The 13,814-nt window shown below is 72.9% G+C and carries 11 protein-coding genes and 1 tRNA gene; 10 read left to right on the top strand and 2 right to left on the bottom strand.

Features of this window, described 5'->3' with window-relative positions; translation table 11 throughout:
• Positions 1–41: 41 nt before the first annotated feature.
• Positions 42–2,006 (bottom strand): acetate--CoA ligase, encoded by a 1,965-nt coding sequence (gene acs / locus DEJ34_RS10570; RefSeq protein WP_110911126.1) that lies wholly within the window; start codon positions 2,004–2,006, stop codon positions 42–44.
• Positions 2,007–2,692: 686 nt separating this feature from the next.
• On the opposite strand from acs, the gene DEJ34_RS10565 reads away from it, so the two are divergent.
• From DEJ34_RS10565 to DEJ34_RS10520, 10 genes are all read left to right on the top strand, one after another.
• The gene (locus DEJ34_RS10565) at positions 2,693–3,946 is read left to right on the top strand and encodes a TadA family conjugal transfer-associated ATPase (RefSeq protein WP_110911125.1); all 1,254 of its coding nucleotides are present in this window, start codon (positions 2,693–2,695) and stop codon (positions 3,944–3,946) included.
• A gap of 365 nt (positions 3,947–4,311) precedes the next feature.
• A complete protein-coding gene (locus tag DEJ34_RS10560; RefSeq protein ID WP_146234078.1) occupies positions 4,312–4,956 on the top strand; it encodes a type II secretion system F family protein in 645 nt (214 codons plus the stop codon).
• 160 nt (positions 4,957–5,116) lie between these two features.
• Entirely contained in the window at positions 5,117–5,335 is a 219-nt protein-coding gene (locus DEJ34_RS10555; protein WP_110889990.1) for a DUF4244 domain-containing protein, read from the top strand.
• Positions 5,332–5,757 (top strand): TadE/TadG family type IV pilus assembly protein, encoded by a 426-nt coding sequence (locus DEJ34_RS10550; RefSeq protein ID WP_110911124.1) that lies wholly within the window; start codon positions 5,332–5,334, stop codon positions 5,755–5,757. Before DEJ34_RS10555 ends, DEJ34_RS10550 begins: the two co-directional genes overlap by 4 nt.
• Positions 5,758–5,858: 101 nt before the next feature.
• On the top strand, positions 5,859–6,392 hold the full coding sequence (locus DEJ34_RS10545; RefSeq protein ID WP_110900529.1) for a hypothetical protein: 534 nt from the start codon (positions 5,859–5,861) through the stop codon (positions 6,390–6,392).
• A complete protein-coding gene (gene topA, locus DEJ34_RS10540) occupies positions 6,368–9,184 on the top strand; it encodes a type I DNA topoisomerase (RefSeq protein WP_110911123.1) in 2,817 nt (938 codons plus the stop codon). Before DEJ34_RS10545 ends, topA begins: the two co-directional genes overlap by 25 nt.
• Positions 9,181–9,852 carry a dTMP kinase gene (gene tmk / locus DEJ34_RS10535; protein WP_258368294.1) on the top strand — a complete coding sequence of 224 codons (672 nt, stop codon included), beginning with the start codon at positions 9,181–9,183 and terminating at the stop codon, positions 9,850–9,852. Before topA ends, tmk begins: the two co-directional genes overlap by 4 nt.
• A gap of 46 nt (positions 9,853–9,898) precedes the next feature.
• A complete protein-coding gene (locus DEJ34_RS10530; RefSeq protein WP_110911122.1) occupies positions 9,899–11,041 on the top strand; it encodes a DNA polymerase III subunit delta' in 1,143 nt (380 codons plus the stop codon).
• Positions 11,042–11,128: 87 nt separating this feature from the next.
• The gene (locus tag DEJ34_RS10525; RefSeq protein WP_110900532.1) at positions 11,129–11,785 is read left to right on the top strand and encodes a TetR/AcrR family transcriptional regulator; all 657 of its coding nucleotides are present in this window, start codon (positions 11,129–11,131) and stop codon (positions 11,783–11,785) included.
• Positions 11,786–11,832: 47 nt separating this feature from the next.
• Positions 11,833–11,905, top strand: a tRNA-Thr gene (locus DEJ34_RS10520).
• Positions 11,906–12,006: 101 nt separating this feature from the next.
• On the opposite strand, the gene DEJ34_RS10515 is transcribed toward DEJ34_RS10520, so the two are convergent.
• Complete coding sequence (locus DEJ34_RS10515) at positions 12,007–13,701, bottom strand: alpha-glucosidase (RefSeq protein ID WP_110911121.1); 1,695 nt, start codon at positions 13,699–13,701, stop codon at positions 12,007–12,009.
• Between the last annotated feature and the right edge of the window lie 113 nt (positions 13,702–13,814).

The following is a 13,814-nucleotide window of genomic DNA, read 5'->3' as shown; positions in this document are numbered from 1 at the left end:
CCCGGCCGGTGTGACGGGAGGCCCTTCCTGCGTCCGTCCGGCTACATCAGGTCCGCGATGGTCGCCATGATCGTCGGGTCGGCCAGCGTCGTCGTGTCGCCGATGCGACGCCCCTCGGCCGCGTCGCGGAGGAGGCGGCGCATGATCTTGCCGGACCGCGTCTTCGGCAGCTCCGGGACGATGACGACCTGACGGGGCTTCGCGATCGGGCCGATCCGCTTGCCGACCCAGGAGCGCAACTCGGCGGCGGAGGCCTCGCGGTCGACGCCCTCGGCCGCCTCGGCGGTGAGGATCACGAACGCGACGACGGCCTGCCCGGTCGTCTCGTCGGCGGCACCGACGACCGCTGCTTCGGCGACTCCCTCGTGCCCGACGAGCGCGGACTCGATCTCCGCGGTGGACAGTCGGTGCCCGGAGACGTTCATCACGTCGTCGACGCGTCCCTGCACCCAGATGTCGCCCTGGCCGTCGAGCCGGGCGCCGTCGCCGGCGAAGTAGCGGCCCGGGAACCGTGACCAGTACGTCTCGACGAAGCGGTCGTCGTCGCCCCAGATGCCGCGCGCCATCGACGGCCACGGCTCGGTGACGGTGAGGTAGCCGCTGCCGCCGGGACCCACGGGGGTGCCGTCCTCGTCCACGATCTCGGTGACGATCCCCGGCAGCGGGGTCTGTGCCGCGCCGGGCTTGAGCTTCGTCACGCCGGGCAGCGCCGAGATCATGATCGCGCCGGTCTCCGTCTGCCACCACGTGTCGACGATCGGGGTCCGGTCGTGGCCGATCACCTGCCGGTACCACTGCCACGCCTCTGGGTTGATCGGCTCGCCGACGCTGCCGAGCAGCCGGAGCGACTCGAGGCTGCGCGCTTCCGGGATCTGGCGACCGGCCTTCATCGCGGCGCGGACCGCGGTCGGTGCCGTGTAGAGGACCGTGACCCCGTACGCGTCCACGATGTCCCACCAGCGACCGGGCTGCGGCTCGTCCGGCGTGCCCTCGTACAGGACCTGCGTCACGCCGTTCGCGAGGGGACCGTAGACGACGTACGTGTGACCGGTGATCCAGCCGATGTCGGCCGTGCACCAGTAGACGTCCTTCTCCGGGTGCATGTCGAAGACGTTCCGGTGCGTGTAGGCCGCCTGGGTCAGGTACCCGCCGGAGGTGTGCACGATGCCCTTCGGCTTCCCGGTCGTGCCCGAGGTGTACAGGATGAACAGGGGCGTCTCGGCGGGGAAGGCCTGCGCCTCGTGGTCGGGAGCGGCGGCGGCGAACTCGTCGTGCCACCACCGGTCGCGCTCGGTCCAGGCGATCTCGTTGCCGCCGCGCTGCACGACGAGCACGTGCTCGACGCTGCCCGTGCCCTCGCCCTGCAGGGCCTCGTCCACGGCGGGCTTGAGCGGGGAGACGGCACCGCGACGCCATCCGCCGTCCGCGGTCACGACGACCTTCGCGCCGGCGTCCTCGATCCGGGCGCGGAGGCTCTCGGCGCTGAAGCCGCCGAAGACGACGGAGTGGATCGCGCCGAGCCGGGCGATCGCGAGCATCGTGACGACGGCCTCCGGGATGAGGGGGAGGTACACGACGACACGGTCGCCACGCCCGACGCCGAGACCCTGCAGCATGTTCGCCGCGCGCTGCACGTCCGCCGTCAGCTCGGCGTAGGTGATGGTGCGGGTGTCGCCGTTCGCGCCCTCGAAGTGGATCGCGACGCGGTCGCCGTTGCCGGCCCGGACGTGCCGGTCGAGGCAGTTCTCGGCGACGTTGAGCTCCCCGTCCGCGAACCACCGGGCGAAGGGTGCCCCGGACCAGTCGAGCGTCGTCGTGAAGGGCGTCCGCCAGTCGAGCAGGGCTCGGGACTGCTCCGCCCAGAACGCCACCCGGTCGGCGCTCGCGGCGTCGTGGAGGCCCTGGTCGGCGACGGCGTCCGCGACGAACTCGGGCGACGGTGGGAACGTCGTCGCGTCGTCGGAGGTGTCGGCCTGCTGTGGAGCGGCCTGCTGCGGAATCGTCATCGATGTCCTTTCGTCTCGTCCGCCCGGGACGCGGTCGGACCACCGAGGCAGACGACGACCGGGCGCAGTCGGAGACTACTCCCGACCGCGCTCCCGGCGGAGGACCCGGCCCGGTGCCGGCAGCGAGCGCCGTCCTGCGGTCCGGTCCGTCACCGCGGACCTGCCGGCGCGCAGCGGGACAGTCGATCCGCGCAGGTCCTCGCGTTCCGCGTCCAGGAGTGTCGGCGCATCCCCTTCGTGGGGTACAGTGTTCCCTGCCGGGCTCGTTCCCGGTGGCACCGGTCACGATTCCCCCCAATCACCCCGGTGTCCAGGCGGCACCCGTTCCCCCCAACAGGTGCCGCCTCTTCTTCTTCCCGGCCGGACCGCACGGGCGTGCGTCGGACGGAACGGGCGCGACGCCGCCGATCGGCAGCAGGACGCGGCCGACGTGGACAGACCGGTCGGCCCAGCCCCGTGCCCCACGCCGGTCTCGTCGCGCTCATCGGGACCCACTCGTCCCGGTCCGCCCTTCGGCGGACCCGCGACTTCTGGGCCGGATCGCTGCAGCACCCGGGCATCCGGAACGGGGTACGAGGGTGATCGTCGGGGTACAAATTGCTCGCGGTCGTGACGTCGGGCAGGGCTGTCCACCGGTCCGGCCGGGAGGCGCGGATCACCTGAAGCGCGTCCGTACCGTCGCCGCCATGCACCGTCATCGCGCTCCGTTCCTGCCCGGGTCTCCGCCTCCCCACCATCGGCGGCGTGCCGCGTCGTTGGTCGACTTCGAGGAGCTCGCGCCCCTGGTCGCCGACGACCGCGTGACGGACGTACTGGTCCTGGGCGGACGGGGCGTCTGGACCGACCGGGGCGCCGGGCTGGTCGTCGTGCCGGGACTCGTCCTGCCGGAGGACCGCGCCCGCGACCTCGCCCGTGCCCTGGTCGCCCGCGGCGGACGGCACGTCGACGAGACCACACCCTGCGCCGACGTCCGGCACGGAGACGGGATCCGTGTGCACGCGGTGCTCGCTCCGGTGTCCGTGCACGGGACGGCGATCTCCGTCCGGCTGCCACGTGACGAGCGACCCACGATCGACCGCCTGGCCGACCGAGGGTTCTTCGAGCGGGTGCCGCGCCGGCTCGTCGAGCGGGCCGTGCACGAACGGCAGAACGTGCTCGTGACGGGGGCCACCGGGAGCGGGAAGACCACACTCCTCGCAGCGATGCTCGCGCAGGTGCCGGCCGGCGAACGCATCATCACGGTGGAGGACGTCGCCGAACTCCGGGTCGACCACCCGCACGTCGTCGCGCTCGAGGCCCGGCAGGCGAACGCGGAGGGCGCCGGCGAGCTGGGTCTCGGTCGGCTGCTCCGCGAAGCGCTCCGGATGCGACCAGACCGGATCGTCGTGGGGGAGTGCCGGGGCGCCGAGGTCCGGGAGCTCACGTCGGCCCTCAACACCGGGCACGACGGGGGCGCGGGGACCGTGCACGCGAACGGCCTCGACGACGTCGCCGCGCGACTCGAAGCGCTCGGTGCGCTGGCCGGGCTCGGACCCGAGTCGCTCGCGCGACAGGCGGCGAGTGCGTTCGACCTGGTGCTGCACGTGGAGCGCCGGCACGGGGTGCGGCGGTTGGCAGCGGTGGGCCGGATGCACGTCGACCGCGCCGGACGGTTGGTGGTCGCCGACGTCGAGGCCGTGCCGAGCCGGGTGGCGTCGAGCCGGGGCGCGCCGAGCCGGGTGGTGCCGAGCCGGGTCGTGCCGAGCAGCGGGGACCGGGTGGCGGCACTTGGAGGCGCGAGGACGGGCGGGGTGGCCCGGATCGACGGCTGCGGCTCGTCGGCGCCCCGCAGCGGCTCCCGACCCGGGGGCGACGCTCGACGTGATGCGCGGCGGGTCGACGACGAGCAGTGCCGCCCGAGGACCGGCGGGGCGCACCGACGTCACCGAGACGGCTCGTGACGACGCACCGCGCGCGGACCGGTGACCGCGCCGGACCGAGGACCGATCCCCTCGGCCGACCGCTGGACCTCGCACGGACGCTGGACCGGGTCGCCGTGCTGGTCACTGCCGGCGTCCCACCGCCGCGGGCGTGGGTGCTCGTGACCGCGGCGGCAGCCGCACCGACCCAGAGGCGGTCGGACCCGTCCACTGGCCAGCCGGAGCCGCGCCGGGGACGGGCTGGACTGGTCCGACGCCGGACCCGTCCATCCCGCAGGACGGTACGAGGACGTGGCCCGGCGGGCGGCGGTCGCGGGTCGCGGGACCCCTCGACCGAGCGGGACGTCGAGGGGGTGCTCGCCGTCGCGGCCCGGACGGGGGCGCCGGTGGCACCGACACTCCGGGCGCTCGCAGCGTCCCTGCGCGATGCCGAACAGACGGCACGGTCGATCCGCACCGCGCTCGCCGGTCCACGCGCGAGCACACGGGTCGTGTTGACGCTCCCGGTCTTCGGGGCGCTGCTCGGGTGGGCCTGGGGTGTCGACTCGCTCGGTGTCCTGGTGGGCAGCCCGGTCGGCTCGGTCTGCCTGGTCACGGCGGTGGTGCTCGTCGCGGTCGCGCACCGGTGGACGCAGCGACTCGTGGCCTCCGCTGCGGAGAACGAGCCGATGCCGGGGCTGCTGCTCGACGTCTGGGCCGTGGCGCTCTCCGGCGGTGGCGCCTGGACCGACGCCGGCGCCACCGTCGACGCCGTGTTCGCCGACCGGTCCTGGCCGCAGCCGGACCGTGACCGGCTCGCGGAGACCCTGGCGCTCGCCGGACGAGCCGGGGTCCCGGCCGCCGGGCTCCTCCGCGCGTGCGCCCTCGACCGGCGGGCGGACGCCGCTGCCGAGGGTCTCGCGCGCGCCGAGCGGCTGGGGGTACGGCTCGTGCTGCCGCTCGGGGTGTGCATCCTGCCGGCGTTCGTACTGGTGGGGGTGGTGCCCGTGGTCGTGGGCATCCTCTCCTCCACATCGGGTGCCTTCGGCTGACCCCTCCACGGACGGTCGCGGATGCCGATCGCACGACCGGCGCCTCGTCGAGACTCGGACCACGGCCCGCTGGTCCAGCAACCGCGGGTCCGAGACCGTCCGGCCGGGACCGACGGGCCCGGATCGGACACACGAGACAAGACAGAAGGAAGGACACCACATGGAGAAGGACATCCCGAGTGCGGACCTGCCGCCGGCGGCGGCGCGACCGGCGCGTCGGAGGACGCGGCTGCGGGACGACGACGGGTCCGCCACGGCGGAGTACGCAGTGGTCATCCTGGCGGCCGTGGCCTTCGCCGGCGTCCTGGTCGCGGTGATGCGGTCCGGCGAGGTACAGGCCCTGCTCACCGAACTCGTCCGCACCGCGCTCACGCCGTGAGGCCGCGGCGGGCCCGCCCGCCCGCCGGCGAACGCGGATCGGTCACCGTCGAGTTCGCCGTCGCGCTACCGGTCGTCGCCGCCGTCCTGGCCGCGGGGATCGGCGGCGTGCGGGTCGTCGACACGCAGGGCCGTCTGCAGGCCGCCGCGGTCACGGCCGCCCGGGCGTTCGGACGCGGCGACGACGACGCGGGCCGCCGGGCGCTCCGGACGGCGGGAGCCGGGTCGTTCCGCATCGACCACACCCAGGGCTTGGTCTGTGTGCACGCCGGGCGGGCTGCGGGGAGGGGTCCGTTCGCGGCGCTCGTGCTGCGGGGGAGCGCCTGCTCGGTCGACGAGCGTGACCCGGCCGAGCACGACCTGGGTGACCACGTCGCGGACGGGCTGGCCGATGACGGGCCCGAGGGCGGCGGCCCGTCGTGACCCGGCCGATCCGGATCGCTCCCGGTGCCCGGTCGGGCGGAGCGGCGTGCCTGTCCGTTCGGTCTCGACCGTCGGTCGCCGGGCGGGCAGACGGAGGATCGGTGGCGGTCGTGCTCGTCGCGGTCCTCGCTGCCGTCTCGCTCGTCGTCGTGTCGGCGCTCGCCGCCGCCGGCCTCCGCGTCGCATCGGCACGGGCGCAGGGGGCGGCGGACACCGCGGCACTCAGCGCAGCGGCCGCGACGGTCGGACTGGCGCCGGGCCCGCCGTGCGCTGCTGCTCGCCGCTCCGCCCGGGCCGTCCGGGCCGAGGTCCGCACCTGCTCCGTCACCGGGGCCGTCGCGCGTGTCGCCGTCGTGGTCGGGTCCGGGCCGCTGTCCGTCGGGGCCGTGGCGGTCGCCGGGCCGCACGGCGGCGCAGACGCCTCGGCCGGGGCGACGGACATCGGCCGTGTCGTCCAGCCGGAGGTCGCGGACCACCTCCGGCTCCGCCGGGCATCCCCACCGGAGTGTGTATGGTGTGCCTGTCGGCCCGCCGGTCACCGAGTTCCCGGTCGACCCGGACGCATCCACGACGTCCGTCGGCTGACCAGCACCATCGATCAAGGAGACACGTGCCAGGCACGAAGAAGCTCGTGATCGTCGAGAGCCCCGCGAAGGCCAAGACGATCGCGCAATACCTCGGCGACGGATACGAAGTCCAGGCGTCCGTCGGACACATCCGCGACCTCGTCGAGCCCAAGAACCTGCCCGCCGAGCTCAAGAAGGGCTCCCTCGGCAAGTTCTCGGTCGACGTCGACAACGGGTTCGAGCCGTACTACGTCGTCTCCGATGCCAAGAAGAAGACCGTCGCCGACCTCAAGCGCGCCCTGAAGGACGCCGACGAGCTCTACCTCGCAACAGATGAAGACCGCGAGGGCGAGGCCATCGCGTGGCACCTGCTGCAGGTCCTGAAGCCCAAGGTGCCCGTCAAGCGCATGGTCTTCCACGAGATCACCAAGGAAGCGATCCAGCGCGCGCAGGAAGCCACGCGGGAACTCGACACCGCGCTCGTCGACGCGCAGGAGACCCGTCGCATCCTCGACCGTCTCTACGGGTACGAGGTCTCGCCGGTCCTGTGGCGCAAGGTCGGCCCGGGCCTGTCCGCCGGCCGCGTGCAGTCGGCCGCGACCCGACTCGTGGTCGACCGGGAGCGCGAGCGCCTGGCCTTCGTCTCGGCGAACTACTGGGACCTGACCGCCCGGTTCGAGAAGGCCGACGACGGGACGTTCACCGCACGCCTCGCCCGGATCCACGGGAAGCGCGTCGCCTCCGGACGCGACTTCGACGACCGCGGGGCGACCACGTCCGACGTCGTCCGGCTCGACGAGACGTCGGCGAGTGCGCTCTCCGCGGTCCTCGAGCGCGCCGGCGACGCGGTCGTCCGCAGCGTCGAGTCGAAGCCGTACACCCGCCGCCCGGCCGCGCCGTTCACGACGTCGACCCTGCAGCAGGAGGCGGCACGCAAGCTCCGCTTCTCCGCGCGGCAGACGATGAGCGTCGCGCAGGGCCTGTACGAGAACGGTCACATCACCTACATGCGTACCGACTCCGCCTCGCTCTCGCAGCAGGCGGTCTCGGCGGCGCGGAAGCAGGCGACCGCGCTCTACGGTGCCGACTCCGTCCCGGCGAAGCCGCGCTCGTACGCCGGCAAGAGCAAGAACGCGCAGGAGGCGCACGAGGCCATCCGGCCCGCGGGTGACACCTTCAAGACGCCGTCCCAGATGGAGGGCGTCCTGCGCGGCAACGACCTCCGGCTGTACGACCTCATCTGGAAGCGCACCGTCGCCTCGCAGATGGCGGACGCCAAGGGCTCGACCGCGTCCGTCGTGCTCGGCATCACCTCGACCGAACCGGTGGATGGCCTGGCGTCCACGGCGTCCGGCACCGACGTGGAGTTCACCGCGTCCGGCACGGTCATCACCTTCCGCGGGTTCCTCAACGCCTACGAGGAAGGTCGCGACGAGGAGCGCGCCGCGGGGGACTCCGCCGACGACGCCAAGCTGCCGCAGATGACCGAGGGCGACCACCTCGGCGTGCACGACGTCGCCGCCAAGGGGCACGACACCTCGGCACCGCCCCGCTACACCGAGGCGAGCCTGGTGAAGACGCTCGAGGAGCTCGGCATCGGCCGTCCCTCGACGTACGCCGCGATCATCTCCACGATCATGGACCGCGGGTACGTCACGCAGCGTGGAACGGCCCTCGTGCCGAACTGGATCGCGTTCAGCGTCGTCCGACTCCTCGAGGAGTACTTCGGCGACCTCGTGCAGTACGACTTCACCGCCGAGATGGAGAGCGACCTCGACCGCATCGCGAGCGGTGACGAGGACCGGGTCGACTGGCTCAAGGGCTTCTACTTCGGCGGCGACGACCAGCGCGGCCTCCGGACGGTCATCGACAACCTCGGTGAGATCGACGCCCGCGAGATCAACTCGGTCGAACTCGCACCGGGACTGACCCTCCGCATCGGACGGTACGGCCCGTACATCGAGACGCCGAGCGACGACCCCGAGAAGCCGCGGCGGGTGAACGTCCCCGAGGAAATTGCCCCCGACGAACTCACGCTCGAGAAGGCGCGGGAGCTCGTCGAGGCACCCGTGATCGGTGACCGGGTCGTCGGCATCAACCCGGAAACCGGCAAGGAGGTCCTCGCCAAGGACGGCCGCTTCGGTCCGTACGTGACCGAGCGCACCCCGGAGCCCGAGCCGACGGTCGACCCGGCGACGGGCGAGGTCCTGCCGGCGACGGCCGAGTCGGACCCGTCGGCGGCAGCGGAAGCCACCACGACGACGACCACCACCACGAAGACCACCACGAAGACGGCGGCCAAGGGGAAGACCCCGGCGGCGAAGAAGACGACGAAGAAGGCGGCAGCAGCCCCGAAGGAGCGCACGGCGTCCCTGTTCAAGTCGATGGACCCGCAGACCGTCGACCTCGAGACCGCGCTCAAGCTCCTCGACCTGCCCCGCACGGTCGGCACGGACCCGGAGTCCGGCGAGGAGATCACGGCGCAGAACGGCCGCTACGGTCCGTACCTCAAGAAGGGCACGGACACCCGGACGCTCCCGAGCGAGGACGCGATCTTCGACGTCGACCTGCCCGGCGCCCTCGAGTTGTTCGCGCAGCCGAAGTACGGCGCCAAGCGTGCCGCCAGCGCGGCGCTGAAGGAGTTCGACGCCGACCCGGTGTCCGGCAAGCCGATCAAGGTGAAGGACGGCCGTTTCGGTCCGTACGTCACCGACGGTGAGACGAACGCGACGATCCCGCGCGGCGAGGAGGTCGAGGCGGTCGACTTCGAGCGCGCGGTCCAGCTCCTCGCCGACAAGCGCGCGAAGGGTCCGGTCAAGAAGAAGGCCCCCGCCCGACGCGCCCCCGCCAAGAAGAAGTGACGCCGGACGCCGCCGTGTCCGGACCGTCGCCCGTCGCCGCCCGCGGGTGGTTCATCACCCTCGAGGGTGGCGACGGCGCCGGCAAGACCACCCAGGCCGAGCGCCTCGAGCAGTGGCTCGTGGACCACGGTCTGGAGGTCGTCCGGACGCGGGAGCCGGGCGGGACGCCCCTCGGGCAGCGCATCCGCGAGATCGTGCTGCACGAGCGTGGTCACGTCGCCCCGCGCGCCGAGGCACTGCTGTACGCGGCCGACCGAGCGCACCACGTCGAGACCGTCGTCCGTCCGGCACTCGCCCGTGGTGCGGTCGTGCTCCAGGACCGGTACATCGACTCCTCGGTGGCCTACCAGGGCGTCGCACGCGGCCTCGGTGCGGAGCAGATCCGGACCGTCTCGGCCTGGGCTGCCGACGGCCTGACGCCGGACCTCACCGTGCTGCTCGACGTCGACGTGTCCGTCGGACGGGCCCGGGTCGCCGCGGCCCGCGGCGACGTCTTCGACCGCCTCGAGTCCGAAGCGGAGACGTTCCACGAGACGGTGCGCGCGGCCTTCCTCGCGATGGCGGGGGCGGAGCCCGACCGGTTCCTCGTCGTCGACGCCGCCGAACCCGCCGACACGGTGCAGGGACACATCCGCGCAGCGGTCTCCGGCCTCGTCGGGGTCTCCTGATGCCCGCGAGCGGTCGGCCGTCGGTGGCGGCTGGGAGGATCGACCCGTGAGCGTGTGGGAGGGCCTGACCGGGCAGGAGGAGTCCGTGGCAGCACTGCGCAGTGCCGCGGAGTCGACCGACGGCACCGGGGGCATGACCCACTCGTGGCTCATCACCGGTCCGCCCGGGTCGGGACGGTCGAACGTCGCCGCCGCCTTCGCCGCAGCACTCGTGGGGAACGGTCCGGACGACGACCACACGCTGCGGCTCATCGCCGCGGGCACGCACCCGGACGTGTCGCGGCTCACCACCCAGCGGGTCATCATCACCATCGACGAGATCCGTGCGCTCGTCACCTCGTCGCACTTCTCGCCCTCGGTCGGCCGGTACCGCGTGATGATCGTCGAGGACGCCGACCGGATGACCGAACGCACCTCGAACCTGCTGCTCAAGGCGCTCGAGGAACCGCCCGAGCGCACGGTGTGGATCCTGTGCGCGCCGAGCGAGGCCGACCTGCTCCCGACCATCCGGTCCCGCGTCCGTTCGGTCCGCCTGCGCGTGCCGGGCATCGAGTCCGTCGCCGACCTCATCGTCGCCCGCACCGGCGTGGACCGGGTCCTCGCGACCGATGCCGCCCGGCAGGCGCAGAGCCACATCGGGATGGCCCAACGGCTCGCCACCAGCGAGGACGCCCGTGACCGCCGCCGTCGCACCCTGACGACCGTGCTCGGGATCCGGAGCGTCGGCGACGCCGTGAACGCGGCGGCCGCGCTGCTCGCCGTGGCGGACGAGGACGCCAAGGCGATCACGCTCGAGCGTGACGCCGAGGAACGCGACGCAGCGCTCCGGTCGCTCGGCGTGCAGCCGGGCGGGACGGTGCCGCCGGCGCTCCGGTCGCAGCTGCGTGTGTTGGAGGAGGACCAGAAGCGGCGCGCGACCCGGAGCCTCCGTGACGGGTTGGACCGTATCCTCGTGGACGTCTCCTCGCTCTACCGGGACCTGTTGCTCCTCGGTCTCGGCGCACCGGCGGAACCGGTGAACCTGACGATCCGGCACGAGCTCGAGCGGGCGCTGCCGTCCGTGCCGCCGGCCGCCGCGCTGGAGGTGCTCGACGCGATCGCCACCGCACGTCAGCGGATCGGCGCGAACGTCGCGGCCCTCCTGGCGCTCGAGGCCCTGCTCGTCACGGTGGCCCGCGCCGTCCGCTGACCGACGGCGCCGCCATCGGTGCGCTCGGGCCGTTTCCGCGCGTCCTCTCATGCCGCCCGCTGCGGTGCGCGTGCGAGGATCGTGCCCATGACCGATGCCGAACCGGGCCTCCGCGAGCGGAAGCGCCGCGCCACCCGACTGGCGATCCAGCAGGCGGCGCTGCACGTCGCGCTCGAGCACGGTCTCGTCGCGGTCACCGTCGATGAGGTGTCCCGCCGTGCCGACATCTCGCCCCGCACGTTCTTCAACTACTTCCCGAGCAAGGAACAGGCGATCCTCGGCGACGACCCGACGCTGCCGCAGGGGGACGAGGTCGAGGTCTTCGTCGCCGGCGGTCCCTCGGGCGACCTGCTGTCCGACCTCGGCGCCCTGCTCGTGCACTCGGCGCGTGAACTCGTCGAGGAGCGCGGTCTGATCGGGGAACGGCAGCAGGTCCTCCGTGCGAACCCGGAACTGTTCAGCCGACGGATGGCCTCGATGCAGGAGTTCCAGGCCGAGCTCCAGACGGTGGTGGAGCGGCGGCTCCAGCGCGAGGCCACCCTGAGCGGTGACGAGGCCACCGCGGACGCCGATGTCCCTCCGGCCCTCCGCCGACGCGCCCGGCTCGCGACGCTCGTCGGACTGGCGGCACTCCGGCACGCCTGGTGGGAGTGGTCCGAACCGGGGTCGGCGGTGCACCTGACCGACGAGCTGGAGCGGTCGTTCGACGATCTCGGCGCGCTCGTTTCGCGCTCGCTCGTCTGATCCTGTACAGTTGTTTCTCGTGCCGCTCCGGGTCATCCGGAGCGTCCGCCGCCTTAGCTCAGTCGGTAGAGCGATTCACTCGTAATGAATAGGTCGTCGGTTCGATTCCGACAGGCGGCTCCGACCACCCCCTCGTTCCTCCGGGAACGAGGGGGTTCGTGCTTCCCGGGGCGGCCCGCGTCAGGCTTGGTCGCGGGCAGGGTCGCCGGCCGTCAGCCCCGTCACCGGCACACGTGCACGCGCGCCTCCCACGGACGCAACATCCCGGTCGAGCCCGGCTCCCCGAGGTTCCCGAGCACGAGGCCGCCCGTCCGCCCCGCGATGCCCGCGGGCAGGACGAGGTCCGACGACGACAGGTTCGCGACGACGACGAGCGGTGGGTCGTCCTCGTTCCCGGTCGACCCGTCGGGGAGTGCCCGCGTGAACGCCCACAGCACCGGGTGCTCCGGCTCGAGGAGCGTGAAGGTGCCGAGCTGCACGGTCCGCGACCGGTGCCGCAGCGCGATGAGTCGCCGGTGGTGTTCGTACACGGACCGGTCCCCGGCGGCGCGGTCCGCCGCGACGGTGACGTGCGGCCAGCCTTGCCCCATGCCGATCCACGGCTCCGCGGTCGAGAACCCACCGGCGGGCTCGCTGTCGTCCCACGGGATCGGCGTCCGGGCGTTGTCACGACTGCGGAACGCCAGTGCCTCGAGCGCCGACGCGGCCGACATGCCCCGGCCGACGGCCCCGCGGAACCAGTTCACCGACTCGACGTCGCGGTACTGTTCGATCGCGGTGAACCCCGCGTTCACCATGCCGATCTCGTCGCCCTGGTAGACGTACGGCGTCCCGCGGTGCAGGTGCAGCACGGTGGCGAGCAGCGTCGCCGACTCGTAGCGGAAGGCGAACGGGTCGTCCGCCTCCGCCCGTGCCGCCGCCCCGAAGCGCGACACCGGCCGCGGCTGGTCGTGGTTCGACAGGTACAGCGAGTTCCAGCCGCGCTGCTCGAGTCCCGTCTGCCACCGCGCGAGCGAGGCCTTCAGTGCCGGTAGGTCGGTCTCCTGCCGGGTGAACTTCGACGCCGGCGCGTGGTCGAGCCCGACGTGCTCGAACTGGAACACCATGTCGAGTTCGTGCCGCTCCGGGGCGGTGAACAGCACGGCGTCCTCGACCGAGACGCCCGGCATCTCGCCGACGGTGAGCAGCGCGTCCCGGCCGGCGAACACCCGGTCGTGCATCTCCTGCAGGTGCTCGTGGACCCGCGGCTGCATGACGTAGGCGTCGCTGTCGCCGGACAGGGCGTCGTCGTCCTTCGCGATGTGGTTGATCACGTCCATCCGGAAGCCGTCGACGCCGCGGTCGAGCCAGCGGTTCATCATGTCGTACACGGCGGCACGCATGTCCGGGTTCTCCCAGTTCAGGTCCGGCTGCTGCGGCGTGAACATGTGCAGGTAGTACTGGCCGGTGCCGGGGTCCCACGACCATGCCGGGCCGCCGAACGCGGCGCGCCAGCGGTTCGGCTCGTGCCCGTCGACCGGGTCCCGCCAGATGTACCAGTCGTGCTTCGGGCACGTCCGGGAGCGGAGTGCCGCGCGGAACCAGGGGTGCTGGTCGCTGGTGTGGTTGACGACGAGGTCCATGACGAGCCGCATGCCCCGCCGGTGCACCTCGACGAGCAGCGCGTCGAACTCGTCGATCGTGCCGAACAGCGGGTCGATGTCCTCGTGGTCCGAGATGTCGTACCCGTTGTCGACCTGCGGCGAGCGGTAGACGGGGGAGAGCCAGACGACGTCGACGCCGAGGTCGGCGATGTGGTCGAGGTGCCGGCGCAGCCCGGCGAGGTCACCGACGCCGTCGCCGTTCCCGTCGGCGAAGCTCCGTGGGTACACCTGGTAGACGACGGCTCTCGTCCACCACGGTTCCGGTCCGGTCACGGCGCCTCCTCGCGTCCGGTCCGTGCGCTCGGCGCGCGGACCAACCACCTGTCGGACTGGAGGCCCGTCACCCGCCCGGTGCGGGCCTCCCGTCCGTCTCCTGGTGGACAGCA

This window comes from Curtobacterium sp. MCPF17_050 (assembly GCF_003224435.2).
In the GTDB taxonomy this organism is placed as follows: domain Bacteria; phylum Actinomycetota; class Actinomycetes; order Actinomycetales; family Microbacteriaceae; genus Curtobacterium.
The sequence above is the reverse complement of the archived record's forward strand: the minus strand, read 5'-3'. Positions and strand labels throughout refer to the sequence as shown.